Origin of the sequence: Nocardia sp. CA-107356, from assembly GCF_050946365.1 — a bacterium.
Classification (GTDB): domain Bacteria; phylum Actinomycetota; class Actinomycetes; order Mycobacteriales; family Mycobacteriaceae; genus Nocardia.
This window is the reverse complement of the sequence record NZ_CP191992.1, coordinates 3,668,147-3,685,842: the sequence shown is the minus strand read 5'-3', so window position 1 is coordinate 3,685,842 and position 17,696 is coordinate 3,668,147. Positions and strand designations below refer to the sequence as shown.

Here is a 17,696-nt window from a genome sequence, read left to right as displayed (position 1 = left end):
ATGTCATCGATCACCGCACTGTGGGAATGGATCCCGCCCGAGATACTGCAAGCCCTCAACTTCGGTCAGGCCTACCCCAAAGGCGACGAGGACGACCTGTTCAAACTGGGTGACGCCTGGAAACAAGCCGCCGCCGAACTGGCCGAGATCGAACCGGACCTGAAAGCCGTCACCGACGCCACCCAGAATGCCTACACCGGCGAAGGAGCCGACGCCGCCGCCCGCGAGTTCGCCACCCTGTTCGACAACGGCCCCAACTCGATCCAGAAGCTTGTCGACGGACTCACAGAACTCGGCCACACCACCCGAAACGCGGCCACCATACTGGAATACACCAAAATCTGGGAAGCCGTGGTCGCCGGGATCACCGCCTACACCGTGTGCTCGCTGATCGCCAGCTGGCCCTGGGGCGAAGCCGCGGTCCCGCTCGCGCTGGCCGCAGGCCGTGAAGCGGTCACCGTCGCCAGTGAACAAGGAGCCGAACAGCTTGCCCTGCAAGCAGGGAAAGCCGGCCTTCGCAACCTCCTCAAGCCCTACCTCAAACAGATCGGCATCGCCGGGCTGAAAGCGGGCCGGTTCGGGATCGGGATGGACGTCGGCATCCAGGCCTACCAGCTCGCAGCCGGACACCGCGACGACGGATACGACCTCGGCCAAACCCTCGAGACCGGCTTCGAGTTCGGGGCCGGCGCAATCGTCGCAACACCAGTGGGCATGGGCTTGGGAAACCTGCTGGGACGAACCGCGCTACCGAAACTGGCCAACGGAATCATCAGCCACACCATCGGCGGCGCGATCGGCGGGTTCGGCACATACGGCGCAGGCATCGCCTGGCAAGTCGGCGACCAACTCGTCCACGGACACCTCGACTGGAACAAAGTCGACACCACCTTCGACCCACGCCTGATCACCATGGGCGCGGCCATGGGAGCACTCGGCGGACTCCACGCCCCCCACCCGGAAAACCCCAGAAACACACCGAACACCAGCAACACCACAACGAGTTCGAAACCCGGCAAAGTCACACCGGAATCCGACGCCAAGGGCAGGCGCATCCACCGCCGTTTTCAGCTGGACATCAATCCCGATAGGGCAACAGTCCTCGACCAGTCTGAATCCGAGCGAAAACGCGCCAGCGAATACTACGCCGAAACCAACAAATTGCGCGCCGAAGCGGCTAAGAACGGCGGCTACAGCGATACAAATGCCGTCGAACTCGAGAAGCTGCACGGCATGTGGTTGCGCGGGGAATCGATCCCCCAGCAAACTGACGGCACTATCCCCCACCCCAATACAACGCCACATCCGAACACAGACACGGGCAGCACGACCACGGAATCCCGTGCCGGAACACCGGATACGAGCACCAAAACCACACCCACACCCCAGACAACAACACCGGCACCCGACAACAACACCAGAACACCAACCCCGCCCGAACGCACCACCGGACCCGCCACACCGCCAGACGCACCAACCGGCACTGCGGACAAAGTCACACCCCGCGCCCACATCAACACCGCCACCGACAACAAACCGAATATCGCCGCGGCGCAACAACACACACCCGCCACGACAACCACAGGTGGGGAGTCGAAACCCGCCACCACCGTCAGTACCCAACCCACCACCCCACCCACACCGACTCCAATCGCGCCCCCGCAAACCCCAGCAACATCACCTCAATCCACACCCAGCCCCGACACAATCCCGTCGAACCCACCCGACAACAAAAACCCCACGCCGCCACACGATTCTGACAGTCAACCCAGTCCAGTGCGAATGTGGACCGACGCCCGCAGCGACTTGACGACGCCACAGAAAGAAGTGTGGGACCAGCTTGCCGCCGCAGACTGCGCCGTCAACACCCTCACCTACATCCTCCCAACCACTAGCAGCACCACCAACCCAGCTGGCCACACTGGCTGGAGCGGCACTGAATTCGAAACCGCCGCAGGCGCTCGGTTACACGCGTACCCCGACCACGCCGCCATCGCCGCCCGGCTGAGCGAACTCGATGACGACGCCATCGCCGCTGTCGTCGTCGAATACGACGGCCACCCCACCCCATACGGCATCGGCGCACACGCATACCCAGCCAACATCGACAACGACGGCCACCTCACCATCCACGACCCCGTTACAAAAACAACCCAGAACTACCAGCCTGACAGCCACCCGGAACTCCGCGCCATATATGCCATCCTCTACGACCCCGACCGCAACCCTGTCGAACCCACCAACGCAGCCCACAACCCACAGCAACGACTACTCACCCGCATCGGACAAACCCGCCCCACACCCAAGGACACCAGCCCGTCACCTCCTCGACCGGACAATCCGAACACCCGTCCTGACGGCCGAGAAGATGTAAATCGCGTTGATGAAACACCCGGACAAAGCAGCGGCGACACCCATCCGCAGAACGTCCAGGACCCCTGGCTGCCCGTCGAGGATAAGCCCTACTACGCCAATCCGAACTACAATGACCCGATCGCCGAGCGCGAATACGCGCGCGACCACCCGGTGAGTCCTGAGGCTCGGGATATCCGGGCCCGCAACCAGAGCGAGTATCCGGAACTGGCTCGGCTGACGGACGCCGAGATCGACCTGATCCGCCGAAACCAGGACTACGCCCTCAACGAGAATGTCAACAACGCCACCCGGAACGGCGACGAGGCGCTGTTGGCACGGCACGATGTCGAGATCCGGGCGCTGACCAACGCTTACAACAAGCTGCCCGACCACGACGGCGTGGTGTTCCGTTCTCTGCGCATCGACGACCCGGTCAAGCGGAGGGAGTTCCTCGGCTACTACGACCCCAATCAGCCCGACCCGGTCGTGGTCGATTCCGGGTTTGCATCCTCGGACAAAGAAACATCGATGGCAGGCGGCAACATCGAGCTCATCATCGAATCCCGCCATGGCAAAGACATATCCTGGGCAAGCCTCAACCAGGACGAGGTCGTCTTCCCACCTGGACATCGATTCCAGGTCGAGAGCCGGTCGTTCGAGCCGGGCAGACGCCCTCATGATGAGGGCAAGTACATCATCCGATTAATCGATCTCGGAAGGAGCCACAATGCCCATGAGTCCGGAGGAATTGGAGCGGGAGGCGCGGGAGATTCTCGGTCCCACGTTGCACCAGTCCCGGAACACCCCCGAATATCAGGAGTCGATTCGGCGGATGGACGCTCGCAGAGCCGAACTGGAAGCGAAGGGTCGGCCACCGGCTACCGAGGATCAGATCAAGATCTGGCAAGACTGGGCCGAGGCGGAGATCAAGCGGATCGACCAGAAACGCGGCCAAACGCCCCAGTAGCGCCACCTGTCGACATGCCCAAGGCAGACGACACTCCCCTCGTTCATGTCGGCGAGCACCTCGACCGGCTATGGCGCGCCGGCGCACAACCCCACGAGATACTCGATTCGCTGCTCAACGCTCTACCGGAACTCCGCACACACTACAAAGAGATCTGTACCGCCCAGGGGTACACGCTGCACGAGCACACCCAGATGATGTTGCACCAGTGGCGGCAACTGGTAGCCGAGGAAACCGACAGCGAACGACTTGTTCCACAGCACACCATGCTAACGACACTGCTACTTCACGATCTCGGCAAAGAGACCGCCCAGCGGCAGTACCAGTCGGGCGCTGGGCACGCCGCGCAAGCCGAGCACAGGCGAGCGGTCGCGGCAATCGAACGTTACGGCGACCTTTTCGGTTCCGAATCCCAGGTCCGCGCGGCAATTTCGTTGATCGACGCTGACCCGATCGGTTACTATCTGAGAAATTTTCACTCGGCGGACACAGTGTTCCAATACGTAGCAAAAACCGCCCTGGAACTGTCCGGTAGCTATCCAGTCCGACCTACCGAACTGACCGACGCCGATGTCATGGCGATCCGCCGACTGTTCCGGGAAACGTACCAATATTTCCTGGCCGACTTCTCCTCATACACCAGCCACAGCCGCTACATGCCTACGGACGGCGGGCCAGTACGCGACGGACAACCTATCTTCAACCAATACCTTCGCGTCGACGCCGAAGGCAATCTGATCCGCGCCCAAGACGGCTCGTTCGCGTTCACCGACCATCGCCAGTACGCGCAACGGATCGCGGTGCTGAGTGAAATGTTCTCCACCGCGGACCGCATCATCGAGGAATACAACCGAATTGGCGCACCCAGACTAACCACTGCCGGCCTTGAATCGAGCCCACAGAATCCCCAACCAGACGGCTCAACTCCGTACAGAATAATAGGCGCCCAGGCCGACCACGCACCTTCAGCCACTACCTCTGGCCCTTTCCGCATACGACAAATAGTGGACTATACCGATGAGCCGGCAACCGAAGTGGCTATCGTCGTGCACCTCACCATGCATCTGGATCAGGTACCCGACTACTGGCAACGCCGAACCATGGCGGCAACCTGGTCCGCAGCCGACCTGCTCGGCAGCTCCAATCCGCGGCTCCCCGGCGGCGACCCGGTCCGAGTCACCATCAAATTCACCAACAACCCGGACGAAGCAGACCTCCACGTGGTCGTCGGCAGCGACACCGACACGAACAGACACTCCTGGCCCGCCGGCTCCTCCGCACAGACAGTGGCCCGCTACCTCCGACTACACCTCGGCCTAGATGAAACCAATTCCGCCGGCGGACCCCTGGACGAAACCGACACAGAGACGCTCAGCAACAGAATCGCCGCCCCCAACCATGAACTCTCTGCCGCCCAACAAGACCGCCCAGGCGAAGAAACCCCCATCCAAACCGCAGCGAAGTCCGTCTCATCGCACGAAAATCCGAGCCCACCCCACACGGACTCCCCACGCACCCGTGACCCTGGACACGATAGACCCCGCTGCGAGATACACCACACTCTCGGCGAGGACCTTCGCGCGGTGACCGTGGTGACTATCAACGTCCACCTCACCCCGGACGAAGGAGTTAATGGCGGACTGACGCAGCAAGTCGAAGTAGCCACTCGGCCCGCCACGGCCACGGTCTTCACCGAGGACCAGCTAAGCAGTGGTAACAAGCTCCGAGTCGAAATCCGATTCGTCACGGACTCAACAGAAGCACACCTCCAAGCCGAACCAGCGACGCTGGACCCACAGATCAGAAACCACTTCCGCCAACTGCTCAGAGACTCCGCCGCCGCACTGGCACTGAGCCCAGAACAGGTGCAGTATCTCAGCAACAAGATCCCAGAAGACCGATCCGATGCGCAGTTTGCGCAGTATCACAACATCGTATCGACGCTGAGCGACGATACGACGACGCACCACGATTCCGAAGCCACCGATCAAGCGGACCCTCCGGAACGGCACACCGAAGCCAAACCTCAACCGAGCGACCGCGCCAAGAATGCGCCGCCAGCAACTGAACAGCATCCCAGTTCGGGCCGCCCCAACGGCGTCGCCACGGCGGACGCGTCTAACAATCGGGCAAGCTCGGAAAAAGCCCCAACCACCGGCGACAACGAACCACAGCTCACCCCCCGCGATCCGAATCCGACAACGGTCATCTCGGTAACCGATGCTCGTCTTGAGACAGTGATGCCCGACTACGCCGAACGGTTGCGACGGGCTCCTATCTACCGAAAAAAAGCTGTCGTCCAGGCTGTCGAGGCAGAAGGCGGAGAAAACGTCGTGACGATTCTGAGTTCCGGGAAGGAAGAGACAAGAAATACGGCGAAACGCGGCGATTGGATTATTACCAATCCTGGCAGGGAACGATACATTGTTGCTAAAGATAAGTTTAGCACTCTTTATGAGCCTCTCCCGAATGGGAAATTCGCAGCCAGGGGTACCGTACGCGCCGAACCGAATCCAACCGGCAAGTCTATAGTTGCAAAGGCATCTTGGGGAGAAACGCGCGGTGATTCGGACTGCTATATTGCATCCGGATATGATCCGACGAACCCTGAGAAAATCAGTGTCAGGATCATCGGAAAGATCGAGTTCGAAGCGACCTACAGCCCGATAGAGCCGCCATCCGGAGGCGAGACCCCTACCCCGCCGGATCGTGACGCCGAGGTCAACAACTCCACGCCACCTAATCACATTCCGGAACGGCACACCGATACCAAGCCAGACCAATCCGCACCGAACGCGCAAACATTTCCCCCAGCAAGAAATCCGGACAGTCCCCGCCCACGCGAAACACCCCGCAGTCCAGCGGGTATACCGCCGCGCAACCCGGAAACCCTCGCAGGCACGCCGTGGGGTCGGCCCGCCAGTCCTGCGGAAATGCCTGGCGGAGGCGAGTATCCGCAGGCACCCGATCATGTCACTGCGCACCAGATCGAGTCGGTCTACGGCATCCCGCAGGAGAACCAGCAGAAGATCCAAGGTTATGCCGAACGGTACAACCTCGTCATTGACGTCCGTCCGACCAACCCCGATTCGGTTCCGCATCTCCGCAATGGGGCAATACCCAAACCGGTAGCCATCAAAGACAAGACGGTCAACGACTCCGACATCGAATTGGGTGCACGCGCATATGCCAAGGGTCTCGTCGGGCGCTTCGAACCCGGCATGCTCGAAATGCCAGTCCTTGACGGCCACTCCGACGCACACTGGAAGCGCCTTCAATCTCGCCTCGATCAGCGCAACAAAGACTACGAAGCCTACAAAGCCCATATGGACGTCCTCCATGATCAGGGGAGGTTCCAGGTCCGCGATGACGGCGTGGTGGAGGGCAGGGTTGGCAACGCATACAAGCCGGTCACAGGCGATCACGACCTTTTCGACATCCGCCATGCCGATGGAAGCCTGCTCACACCAGCCGAACTAGCCGAGCACGAACGCCAACTGATACGACTCGATGCCGGCATCCAGCACGGTCCACACGTGTACTGGGAGCCCGCGACCAACTACGAGCGAGCCCGGATCTTCGAACCGATCTTCGCTGACCACCAATTCGATCCGGACCTGAACACCAGGCACGAGCCCTTGGTGCAGTTCCGCTCACACGAAGATCCTGTGCTGGTGTGGGCAGACAAGAGTGCAGAAGGAGTCGACCGCGAGATGGCGCTCTGGCATGTCGTGGCCGCAGTCGACCGTGGGGTGGCTGCACGGCTCAACAACGTCGGAAACCAAGCGAACGAGTATTTCGCGACCACCAAGCCCGACGCCGACCGGGCTGAACGCCGACAGTATCAGGACGGTCTCCGCCACCAGATCGAGTCGGATGCCGCCAAACTGCGTGACCGCGCTTACGAACTCGCCGGCCGCGGGGACTTCGATCCCGCCGTCCATCGCGCTTGGCTCGATGCCAACACCAAACTGCCAATGGTCGTCCAGACCAACTCACCGGAACACGAATTGGCTGTCCTGAGGCAACATGCTGAGGCCGGCGGCAGCCTCGAACAGATTCAGCGCGCCGTCCGGGAACAACTCACCGGCATACTTGAGACACTTGAGCCGCCAGCCACTCAGGTCATCGATGCGATCAACGAGAACGGTATCATTCAGATGACGTGGCCGGAATACTGCCACAACGACCCCGATGCCGTTGCTATTGATCAACTAGAAGCGAAATGCTGGCCGCCATTCATGACCAACCCCCCGGCACGATGAGAGGTCGGATGGAGGCTTTTCCTGCAGGCCAATTGTGCCTGGCAGACGAGGACGGGCAGTTGCTCGCGGTGCTTACGTTGAATCGCATTAACTGGGACGACGATCCAGCGAGCCTTCAAACATGGGATGATATCGCCGGTTTAGACGGCACCTATAAAGACACCTACATCCCGGACGGGAATACGCTTTGCATGATGGCGATGAACATCGCCCCCAAGGGCCGCGGAATGAATCTTTCGGGCTTACTTGTGAAGCAGCTCCTCGACCTTGCCGAACGCGAAAATATCGAACACATCATCGGCGCCTTCAGGCCTAACGGATACGCCAATGCCGTGATCGAGGCACACCACGCGGTGACGCCGGTACGTGGCCTGCAGCGTGAGGATGATGGCAGGCGGGCACGATCGGACGGGTCGTGCGTGATATGGAGGTCCACGAGGAGGGGGACTATAATTTGAGCGGTGTAACTCCTGAACAACGAGGAGTCCGCGGTGACCGAGGTGGTTGCTGACAAGAAGATCGCGGATTCCGTAGTGCCGCGGGTGGCGCTGCCGACGCTGAATGGCGACGAGTTGGCGGCTCAGCTGGTCATCGAAGGCAAACAGCTAAGCGCGTTGAAGCACGGCCAGCAATCCATTCTGAAGGCAGCAAAATCAACGGCACGATACCTATTCGCAGCGGACCATCGCTGATATCCGATGGCGTATGGTTATGGCGAGTGGACTCCATTCACTATTTTGCTAACTACCCACTCGACATTCCAGACGAGTTCCTGAACCATGTACGCACAAGGAACTATCTCCCACCAACGATGTCGACGTAACGGACGAGTTGTACGATGCCGCAATAGAGGCATACTTCTAAATGCAAGGACCGAAGGCGACCCGAGAGACACCGTGGATGTACGGTATGAAATCGATCACTGGATGGCTGACGATGACTCTGTTGCGGCCAGTTCCCGTGAGCGCCGATGGCCAGCGCAGCGAGGTTGGGGTGGAGTGATGAGCGCAGGAGGCAACCCGCGAGTGACGGAACCTATCGAACGATTCCGCGCTGAAAGGCGGAAACTGCTCGAGGAGGGCAACCGCCTGAATGCCTTCTATCAGGAGGTCGGCTATACGACCGAGGGCGAGGACGCGATCCATCGGGTGTTCGACCTCCATGATCGGTACTCGGAGCTGTTGCCGGAGGTTACGGTGTCGCGCTGTCCGTTCACCGGAGAACTCATCCGATGGCCGATCGACGAGATCGACCTGGATGGCTGGTTCTGGAACTACGACAACCCGACCCGCCGCCTCCAGGAGCGGGTACCGGCCACCTGGCTCTCCATGGGCGGCGCGGTCCGATTGAGCGAACCTGTCGCCCCTGCACCGTTCCACCGCATGCCGGGACCCGACACTCCCTATGTCGTCCCGCGACTCCTCGAGTTCCCCGAAGTCTGCGCCGTCATCGCCGAGCTACCCATCGGCCCCCATACCGGCTGGGCAATTACTTATTTCAGCACTCGACGGCAACTGGGCGTCCCTTTGGAAAACCTATGGGGTAGTAAGAAATACGACATCTACAACGACGGCGGAATCTGGAATGCCTGGGCAGAGCACCCCCAGACCCGACGCGACTACGACTTCGACCTGGGGCCCTGGCTCGACTCCGGCAAACTCCGCTGGATCGCGCCCGGCGACACCGCCGCAACCCTGCGTGAGGGCGCCACGAACTGCCCCTACGTCGGCATCGAAGGCACCCACCAGATGCAGATCATCTACGACGCCGAAGTCACGAAATACTGAACCAATCATCCCCTCGTGGTCGTGTGCAGATGGACGTTCAGGATCGGGGGTCGGTGAATACGATGAGAGTCAGGTGTCCGATGTCAGCTTGTAGAAGACTGAACGAGGAAGCTCGCGGTACTCGGCGGGAAGCAGGCGGCCGATCTGGCGAAGCTGGAGGCATGCGAGGGGGCCACTCGACGGCTCCTGAACGGCGGCCCCGCACCGAAGACACTTTCCGACCGCACGAGAGCGGAACTCGATGCCGCACGGCGGAACACACCGCCAGGTTGGCAATCACCGCATCCGCTGGCGAAGTCGCCGAATGGCAACATCATCGTCCCGAAGAACTCGCCCGCCCGTCAGGCATTCGATGCGATCGAGCGCGAAAAGACACCGCAATATCCTTACCCGAACACACCGCCGCGCGGCGCACCCCGACCGAACGTAGGTGATCCCGACCTTGCACGCCCCGGGCAGACGATCGGCAAGAATCCGAGCACAGGACAACCAGCGGTTTCCGCGGACCACATCGTGCCCAAGGCGGAGATTGTACAACTGCCTCGATTCATGGAACTCAACGCGGACAACATGTGGCTCGTGGTCAATGCTCCGCTGAATCTACAATGGTTGTCGAAAACGGTAAACCTGTACAAGGTTCCAGATCGGCGATGGACATAAAAACGTCGACTCACTCTGGCGGAATTCGCAGCAACAACTTCAACAACGAGTTCGGCAGGAATTGACCGAGCTGATCGCAACACTGGCGGACAACCAATAATCCGAAGCGAGAGAGAGCAATGCCCCACATCGATCCCGACGCAATTACAACGCTTTTGGAGATCGGCGAAGTCAGCGCTCAGTTGATCGACACGGTCGCACCTGAGGCCGCCTCTGTGCCGCAACGATGGAGAGGGATCGCCGATTCGGTAGAACCGAGTGAGCGTGCAGCAGTAGCGCTTTCGCTGTGGAACAGGGATTTTCTCGACCTAGTTCCCAGGTTCGCTCATGTGCTGGAATCCGCGCTGGTCGATGTGCGGCCATGCTACTGGCAAGGCCCATCCGGTGCCGAGATCGTGCTCGTCTACATCGTGAGTTCTCCTGGTGAGTCACTTGCCGTATGGGTCGGTTGGGACCCGGCACTCTTCGGCGACCACCGGCCGACTCTGTGGGACAGTCTGCCCATGCAGGCCCGAACGTTCCTCCAAGAGGTCCATGCGGGTTTCACCCTTCCTGACGGCGAGACCTGTGGACTGACGCGGCCTCGTTTCATGTATTCGCTCGCCGAATGGTCCGGTTGGCCCGAGGGGATCCCGGAATGGGAAGGGAATTGGTGGGAGGATTGCGAACCGGTCGACTCGCGCAGGTTGCTTCGGATCACCGGTAACGGGTCCGACTTCGATCTCTGCACCTCCCCGGACCTGCCCGCAGGCACCGGCTTGGCTTCGTCGTCCGGCCATTTACAGGTCGTTCGGCAAGGAACTCGACGAATTAATGATGCTGCCGGTGAATTACTGACAACGAGGAGGAATTTGATATGCAACGGCTCGACAGTCAGTCCCGGAAAGTCATCGCGATCGCGGCGGGCGTTGCCGTCGTAGTGATTGTCGTGCTGGGCGCCAGCGTGCTGATCTACCGAACATCGGCCCCCGACGAGAAGCGACCGACGATATTCTCCTCGGTGACCTCGGTTTTCCCGACACCGGCTCAGCCCCGGTTTCGGAACCGTAGTGGGGCTCAGCGAGGCTCTGGATCTGCCGTTGCAGCGGATCGCCGAGGCGTGGCGCGATGCGGGTGCATTGGAGGTGGCGTCGTAGCCGTGGCGGTGGTCGTATTCGCCGATGTCGTGGGCTAGGGACCGGTGTGGGCCACGACCCGGCCGCGGAATCGCACCAGTGGAACCGAGCTGGAGGTGATCACACTCCACTCGTTCAGCAACGTTCGTGTAATCCCGGTGAGGGGATCGCGCAAACGGATCGAAGAATGCTCAGTGGGCCGACCATAACAGACTTCGCCGAGTTCCCACAGCTCGCGGTACTCGGGGTGCCGCCACATCGAACGATGGCGTGTGATCACCTCGTGATCGTTGCGATACCGGCCGACGAGGCATCGCCACCAAGGGATGATGATCGCCAGTTCCTGCCGCCACTCGAGGACCGTCTTGCGGCCTTCGGCACTCAGATACCACTCCAATGGTATGGAGCCGATGTCGTGTCTCGGCAGCAATGTGCGATACGTCTTGTTGGCGTCGACCAGGCGCCACAGTGGATCGAAGACCGCGACGAGCTCGGTGGGGTGGTCGCCTTCGAGGTCCGCCTTCAACAGCGGCATCGCGTCCGCTGCCCTCATGCTCTGCTCGAGATCCGGGACGCTCATCTGGAGTGCGAACAGGCCCAGACCGTAGTTCTCGCTATAGTCGGCCAGATCGCACAGATGCCAGAACTCGTCCCGGGAAAGCCCGAGAGGTGTCACGAGCGCGGCCAATACGGCGAGGGTGGGTTGCTTCACCTCGCCGGTCTCGATCTTCTCGATCGTTCGGGCGCTCACCGCCACTTCCCGGGACAACCGCTCCCGGCTCAATTTGTTCGGATGGGTAAGCCTGCCGTCGGCCAGCCGCCTGCGTTCCTCGCGCTTGCGCAACAAACTCAGGTAGCTGCCCAGGGACGGGATCGGCACCCTTTGGGAAGCCCCCCCCTGCTCCGTAATCACTACAATGGCACCCCCGAACGAATTCACGTATCTCGGTGCTCCCGTTTCATGTAAATCCAAGTTGCATGTACATGTAACGGGAGCACTGACTCCACTATTACTACAGGGCTAATCGCGTGGTGGCAACTAGCCGGTTGCAGCCCCACCGCTAGCGACGGGCGCATCGCCGTTGACGACTGTCACTGTTTGGTAGTAGTTGTGGGTCGCCTGGCCACAGGCCGACGCCACGCCGAGGAACCGTGTGACAGGAGATCTCGGCTCCGCCTGGACGCAACCGTTGCCGAGAGCGAATTGGTCGACGGTCCCCAGGGATATCCGGACGTGGCCCACCTTGTTGCCGGCCTCGTGCCAGAAGTCGATCCCCGACGCCGAGATGGGCGGAATCGGCTGGATATCGGTGACCGTCACCTTCCAATCGGGTCCGGTGGAGATTGCCTTGTCGAAATCGATGTCGATCTTCGTGTTGATACTGGTGGGCATCTGTTCCGAATCGAGCAGTTCGAAAAATGCCTTCTGGTTGGTGGCCCAGTCGATATTGTAGACTTGAATATTGGTAGTACTCGTGTTGCCCCTCGGCATGATGAACACCGAAACGGGGGTGCCGCGCAGCTCACCCTTGATGGGCTTCCCATTCACCGTATTGGCTCCCACGCACTTGATGCTGTTGATGAACAATCCCCCCGGCCCGTCTGCCTCCGGATGTCCCTGAATCGCCTGAATACTGGCCGGGACGAAACCGCTCGGAATTTTCGATGCGACGACCGCCTTGTCCACCGGAATCACCGCCGCGACCTGGTAGCATTGATTACTGACGATGGTCGTCGTGCGATATTGGTCGAGTTGACCATGTTGGGCCAGGGCGGGCGAAGCGCACACAGTCGAAATTGTGGATAGCAGTGCACCCACAGCGCAGAATATCCCCGTTTTTTTGATTCGCATGTCCAACTCCTAGTTGTGGTATTGCGGGAAACCTACATCTTCGGAAGATGCTGTTGGACACACTCGTCGGGTGCCCCCCGTCGGGGTGAAAAAGACATCCCTGGGGAGCAGACCCGCGAAAAGTGGCGCTAGTACTCCAGCCGGACTTTGTGATCATGGCGTGAGTCGGGATCGGTGCTGGTAGTGGCCGCGTCGGGCGCGATGCCGGTGCCGGCGTCGCTAGAGCTGCCATCGCATCCGGCGGCCGAGGGCACGGGCCGGGGTGAGAACCAACGTGGCGAACAGGTGTCGGATCTCGTTGCGGGTCAATGCGATCAGGTGGGATGAGGTTCGTCCGCGCCGTGCGTGGTGGCGAGGACGGTACGGAAGGCCTGGGCGGCATGGCCAACAGGGTCCAGCGCTGCCAGGACCGCCAGTCCCGGACTTGATGCTGGTCGAGCCCGGTCAGCGTTTCGGCGGTTTGGGAATTCTACTCCGTCGACCAGCGGCGGCCGGCGAGGACATCGGCGCGGACACGGCCAGCCGCTGTCGTGACGCGATGGTCGCGACCGACAGCGAAAACGTAACCGGTGCCGCGGAATTCGAGTACAGCGCGCAGTTTTGGGTCTCCGCCGCGGACCTCGTCATCGGGAACCCAGCGCGCCCGAACACTGGCGTCGAGCGCATCGATGCGGTCTTGGTCGGCAGCTCCGACATCATCCCGACCAGCACCCTTCCCGCGGTCCGGCGGGTCTCCACCCGCCCAAACCGAGCCCCGATCACGGTGAACTCATCGAACTCCTGCCGCGGGTCAATGGCTACGCTGTCGAACGCAGCCACCGCCAATTTAGTTGTGTCCCAAACAAACACAACATGATCACGCGGCGGCTCAACCCACTTCCAGTGCCCCGACCAGGAGCATCAACGATCACGAAGTCCGGCTGAGTACTAGCCTCGATTTTGCGTACCGGCTGGTCTGTTGTTGGTTGGTGGGCAGATTTGGCTGGCGGAGCCTGATTTCGGGTGGCCGGGCACGTTGAAGGTGCCTGTGTCGCCACGTGTGGCGGGCTTTCCAGGGCCGGTTGGTCTTTCGGCTCGAGCCAACGGTGGGGCTGGGGTCACGTGAACGCGGTGCGGATGCGTTGCCAGGCGGTGGCGATGGCGGTGGCCCAGCGCCATGTTCGGTCGATGCGTAGCCGGGTTCGGCGGGCGGATCGGGTGACGCGGGCGGCGACGTGCGGGACGCGGTAGCGGAAGGCCCCGATTTCGGAGGTCGTCAGTTCGGGCTGGTCGGTGAATCCGATGAGTTTGGTCCAGGCGATGCGATCGGTTGCGGCCAAAATGATTTCGAGCCAGGCGGCGTTGGCGTCGAACGCGTGGCAGGTTGCGCAATCCGGTGGCCTTGACTTCGCGGATGCGGTCCTCGACACGAGCGTGCCGGCGGTGGCGGCGTTCCAATCCCGCGACGCCGCCGGGCACGACACCGTGAGCTGTGTCGGCGATGAACGCGGTGATCCGCATCCCGTCGGAATCGGTGAACCGCGACTGTGCTCCGGGTTGGGGTCGTCCCTTGCGCGGGATCAGCCGAGACTGGCGCCGCCAGTACGGCGGGGTAGACACCGACGCGGCCAAGGAACTCAAGGAGCTGCGCGAGCAGAACGCCCGGCTCAAGCGGCTGCTGGCCGATGTAGCTGGGCCACTTGGCCGGATCGACCAGGTCGGTGGCTTCGGCGACCCACGCGCCGCCGCGGATCTCGCCGTTGAAGTCGATGGCCGCATACCAGGCGCCGGTTTTGTCGAGGATCTCGGCCGCGGCCTGGACTCGGGCATCGAGGGCGAACCCGAAGGAGAACCCGACCCCGGCCTCACGACAGGCCACGGCGAATTTGTGGGTGGCGCCTCTTCTGCACCTCCGGTCGAGGCGGACGCACCGAAGGTGGTGTGGGCGTTGGATTTCCAGTTCGACTCGACCGTGGACGGGCGGGCGGTGAAGATCGCATCGATGATCGACGAACACACCCGCGAATCACTGCTGCACACCGTGGAACGGTCGATTACCGCCGAACGGCTTGTTGCGGAGCTGGAGAAGGTGTTCACCGCGGCGGGCGGACCTCCGCGGGTGCTGCGGATGGACAACGGTCTGGAGATGATTGGGCTGCCCTGCAACAGTTCTGCGCCGACAGGGTCACAATCTCCTACATTCCGCCGGGCACGCCCTGGAACAACGGCTTCGTCGAATCGTTCAACCGGCGGCTGCGGACCGAGTGCCTGAACCGCAACCACTGGACCAGCCTGCTCGAGGCCCGCGTAGTGATCGGCGATTTCAAGGTCGATCACAACCGGCGGCACCGGCATTCGGCGCTGGGCTACCTGACCCCGGCCCAGTACGCTGCGGCCTGCACCTGCACCCACCACCCGGTGGCCTGCGGGACCAACTGAACACGCAACGAATCACCCGGACTCAATTCCGGGTGGTCTCGTCATCGGGGACCGCTCAGTAGCGTTCGAAGGACGTTGGTTTGCGCGCCGCAGCCCCGTTGCGGGATGCAGCGGAGGCACGCTGCACGATCCGGTCGTAGCAGCGAACCGGCGGCCAACACACCGACAGCAACCTCCATCAACACCCAGCCCGCAACACCGAGCGTTGTTCTTGGTGACTCGAGCCGCGCCGGCGTCTCGGTCTGGTCGGCAATGTCTTCGCCAGCAGGACCTGCTCACCGTAGGCGATGCGTTTGCGCAAGCCGTACCAGCTGTCCGGTTCGGACGCCGAATTCACCCTCCCCGACCTGCCCTTTCGATACGATCCCGCTCCCTGCGATCTTGCCAATCCTATGTCAATTGGCCGATATTCCAGTCGACTGCATAGCGCTATCGAAGCGGAACCGAACATGACTGACGAGTCTGACGAGGAACAACAGTTATGACGAACATTGGAGATTGGGAGCAGCGGCCAGAGTTCGAGCTCGCCGAGATCCGGCGAGGCATCCAGTCAGTGTCGGACGCTATGGCTGGCTTGCGTGGCCGTTGCGATGCCTTCGGCGTCACCGTCGAAGTCGACATACGCGGCGTCATAACCGACCTGGAAATCGCGCCGAGCGCAATGCAGCGGTCGAGCGCGCAACTCCCCACCGTGTTGCTCGACTGTCACGAGAAGGCTCTCGAGGAGGCGACCGCGAAGGCCGAAAAGCTCTGGCAGGGAGTCGATCTCCGTGCTCGCGACGTCGTGAAAGGGCAAGCCGGAGAACGACAACGAGCCTACATATCAGGCGCTCCGACAATAACTGAGAAGGAGGAGATTCAGTCTGCGGACGACGAGTACTTCGAGAGAATGAACCGTCAGGGTTGGTTGCGGTAGCGGGAGCCGATTCGCTTCCCGCATCGGCATCGGCATCGGCATCGGCGGTATTAGACAGTAAAGATGCTCTAAGAGGATTCGACATGACCACAACACTGCGCAATGCGACGACAATCCGTACTTCAGAAGCAGCTGCCGCGGGGCTCGACGCGACCGCTGAAGAGATCGACCTCATGTCGATGTCCGAGCGAATCGATTTTCTTCGTGCCCTGCGCGCGGGTCCGGCTGCTGGACTGGGCGCGTGCGACAAATGGCTCAACCTGGAAGGGGTCATCGCCTTTTTCCGGGACCACAACCTTGGGTCGCCAGGAACGTGGGTCTCCTATGTCAACGCCGGCGTCCTCGAAGGCGTTGAGCGGGGAATTGCGCTGGCTATCGATCCGACCGGCAGCGACTTCGACAATCCCGGATCCCGGGAGTGGGCTCGCTACCTCGAACTGCTTCAAACAGGCAAGCTTGAGGTCCCCGCAGCACACGCAGAGGCATGGAGCCGAGCGAAGAAGGTGGGAACAGACCATGGCGTCGCGCTTGCAGCCCGGCACGGTCTCGCCCCTACTGCTGTTGAAGAGCGATTCCTTCGGATCGCCGAGGCCTATAACTGGGCCATGAGCAACCGTGCGCCGGTTGACGCCTTGGTGGCCTTCGCCGGGTATCTCGACGCAAGTCTGGCAGGCATCAACCCCGCAGCTGTGGACCGACTCTTCCAGGTCGGTAGTGCCGATGCGGCACGCCGTGGCTGCAAGATCGCTTACGCAGCCGCATTGATCGAACCCACACCGGAAGGCTTCACCCAGTTCCGGCCACTCCTCGCGATGCTGCCATCGATCTTCAACACGTTGGCGCAGGAGGAGTATTGAAACCGTTCCGCCTTTCTTGCCGCTTTGGGCTGTCTGCGGTTGTCGGCCCTTGTCCGCCGGGTCGTGAGATTCAGGAAACGATCGTAATTGCCGGTTGGTCTTCTCGAACTCTGCCGGAGTGAGTCAACCGAGGAGCACCGACGTTGCAAGATCTCGATGCAGTCAAAAATCGCGTTGGCGAGCTCGGTGCGGGTCTTCCACTTCCTGACTCCGTTGCTCAACTCGTGGATCAGCTGGCGAGTGGTCCTCAAGCGCTGGGTTGTCTATCTTGGTCGATGCCAGTGGCGTCGGAGGCGAGGTGCGCAGCCGAGAGTGTGTGCGAATCTCCGGTTATGCGAGTCCTCCCCCGGGCCAGAGGGTTTCGCGAAATCAGAGGAGGACCTCGCTCAGGCCAAGGCGGGGCAAGCGGTGTCCTTTTCCGGATGATGGCCTCCGACATTGCGTTACGGCTAAGGAATCCATGGCGGATGTAACTGTTTCGCCAGAAAACAAGAACGCCAGCAA

Annotated in this window: 12 protein-coding genes and 1 pseudogene; 10 read left to right on the top strand and 3 right to left on the bottom strand. The window is 61.3% G+C overall.

Features of this window, described 5'->3' with window-relative positions:
• From ACQP1G_RS16590 to ACQP1G_RS16570, 5 genes are all read left to right on the top strand, one after another.
• On the top strand, positions 1-7,587 hold the full coding sequence (locus ACQP1G_RS16590; RefSeq protein ID WP_433204754.1) for a hypothetical protein: 7,587 nt from the start codon (positions 1-3) through the stop codon (positions 7,585-7,587).
• Positions 7,588-7,595: 8 nt separating this feature from the next.
• Complete coding sequence (locus tag ACQP1G_RS16585) at positions 7,596-8,045, top strand: hypothetical protein (protein WP_433204752.1); 450 nt, start codon at positions 7,596-7,598, stop codon at positions 8,043-8,045.
• A gap of 33 nt (positions 8,046-8,078) precedes the next feature.
• Positions 8,079-8,279, top strand: coding sequence for a hypothetical protein (locus ACQP1G_RS16580; RefSeq protein WP_433204749.1), 201 nt, complete (start codon positions 8,079-8,081; stop codon positions 8,277-8,279).
• 333 nt (positions 8,280-8,612) lie between these two features.
• Positions 8,613-9,374 carry a hypothetical protein gene (locus ACQP1G_RS16575; RefSeq protein WP_433204746.1) on the top strand — a complete coding sequence of 254 codons (762 nt, stop codon included), beginning with the start codon at positions 8,613-8,615 and terminating at the stop codon, positions 9,372-9,374.
• Positions 9,375-10,153: 779 nt separating this feature from the next.
• Entirely contained in the window at positions 10,154-10,954 is an 801-nt protein-coding gene (locus ACQP1G_RS16570) for a hypothetical protein (RefSeq protein WP_433204743.1), read from the top strand.
• 250 nt (positions 10,955-11,204) lie between these two features.
• On the opposite strand, the gene ACQP1G_RS16565 is transcribed toward ACQP1G_RS16570, so the two are convergent.
• Together ACQP1G_RS16565 and ACQP1G_RS16560 are read right to left on the bottom strand one after the other, a co-directional pair.
• Complete coding sequence (locus tag ACQP1G_RS16565; protein ID WP_433204740.1) at positions 11,205-12,029, bottom strand: helix-turn-helix domain-containing protein; 825 nt, start codon at positions 12,027-12,029, stop codon at positions 11,205-11,207.
• A gap of 159 nt (positions 12,030-12,188) precedes the next feature.
• Positions 12,189-13,001 (bottom strand): hypothetical protein, encoded by an 813-nt coding sequence (locus ACQP1G_RS16560; RefSeq protein ID WP_433204737.1) that lies wholly within the window; start codon positions 12,999-13,001, stop codon positions 12,189-12,191.
• 424 nt (positions 13,002-13,425) lie between these two features.
• Here ACQP1G_RS16560 and ACQP1G_RS16555 point away from each other — a divergent pair, with 424 nt between their 5' ends.
• On the top strand, positions 13,426-13,857 hold the full coding sequence (locus tag ACQP1G_RS16555; RefSeq protein WP_433204734.1) for a hypothetical protein: 432 nt from the start codon (positions 13,426-13,428) through the stop codon (positions 13,855-13,857).
• A gap of 241 nt (positions 13,858-14,098) precedes the next feature.
• On the opposite strand, the pseudogene ACQP1G_RS16550 reads toward ACQP1G_RS16555, so the two are convergent.
• Positions 14,099-14,880 (bottom strand): annotated as a pseudogene (locus tag ACQP1G_RS16550) (transposase); the annotation flags it as partial.
• On the opposite strand from ACQP1G_RS16550, the gene ACQP1G_RS16545 reads away from it, so the two are divergent.
• From ACQP1G_RS16545 to ACQP1G_RS16530, 4 genes are all read left to right on the top strand, one after another.
• Complete coding sequence (locus ACQP1G_RS16545; protein WP_433208563.1) at positions 14,869-15,252, top strand: integrase catalytic domain-containing protein; 384 nt, start codon at positions 14,869-14,871, stop codon at positions 15,250-15,252. The pseudogene ACQP1G_RS16550 and the gene ACQP1G_RS16545 sit on opposite strands and share 12 nt — an antisense overlap.
• The gene (locus ACQP1G_RS16540; RefSeq protein ID WP_433208560.1) at positions 15,141-15,419 is read left to right on the top strand and encodes an integrase core domain-containing protein; all 279 of its coding nucleotides are present in this window, start codon (positions 15,141-15,143) and stop codon (positions 15,417-15,419) included. Before ACQP1G_RS16545 ends, ACQP1G_RS16540 begins: the two co-directional genes overlap by 112 nt.
• Before the next feature lie 481 nt (positions 15,420-15,900).
• Positions 15,901-16,335: a hypothetical protein gene (locus ACQP1G_RS16535; RefSeq protein ID WP_433204731.1), complete on the top strand. Its 435-nt coding sequence runs from the start codon at positions 15,901-15,903 to the stop codon at positions 16,333-16,335.
• Positions 16,336-16,418: 83 nt separating this feature from the next.
• Positions 16,419-17,192 carry a hypothetical protein gene (locus ACQP1G_RS16530; protein ID WP_433204728.1) on the top strand — a complete coding sequence of 258 codons (774 nt, stop codon included), beginning with the start codon at positions 16,419-16,421 and terminating at the stop codon, positions 17,190-17,192.
• Positions 17,193-17,696 lie beyond the last annotated feature (504 nt).

Excerpts from the sequence above, each read along its gene's own strand:
- ACQP1G_RS16590 (WP_433204754.1), top strand. The coding sequence starts at position 1 with ATGTCATCGATCACCGCACTGTGGGAATGGATCCCGCCCGAGATACTG.
- ACQP1G_RS16560 (WP_433204737.1), bottom strand. The coding sequence starts at position 13,001 with ATGCGAATCAAAAAAACGGGGATATTCTGCGCTGTGGGTGCACTGCTA.
- ACQP1G_RS16585 (WP_433204752.1), top strand. The coding sequence starts at position 7,596 with ATGGAGGCTTTTCCTGCAGGCCAATTGTGCCTGGCAGACGAGGACGGG.
- ACQP1G_RS16535 (WP_433204731.1), top strand. The coding sequence starts at position 15,901 with ATGACGAACATTGGAGATTGGGAGCAGCGGCCAGAGTTCGAGCTCGCC.
- ACQP1G_RS16570 (WP_433204743.1), top strand. The coding sequence starts at position 10,154 with ATGCCCCACATCGATCCCGACGCAATTACAACGCTTTTGGAGATCGGC.
- ACQP1G_RS16530 (WP_433204728.1), top strand. The coding sequence starts at position 16,419 with ATGACCACAACACTGCGCAATGCGACGACAATCCGTACTTCAGAAGCA.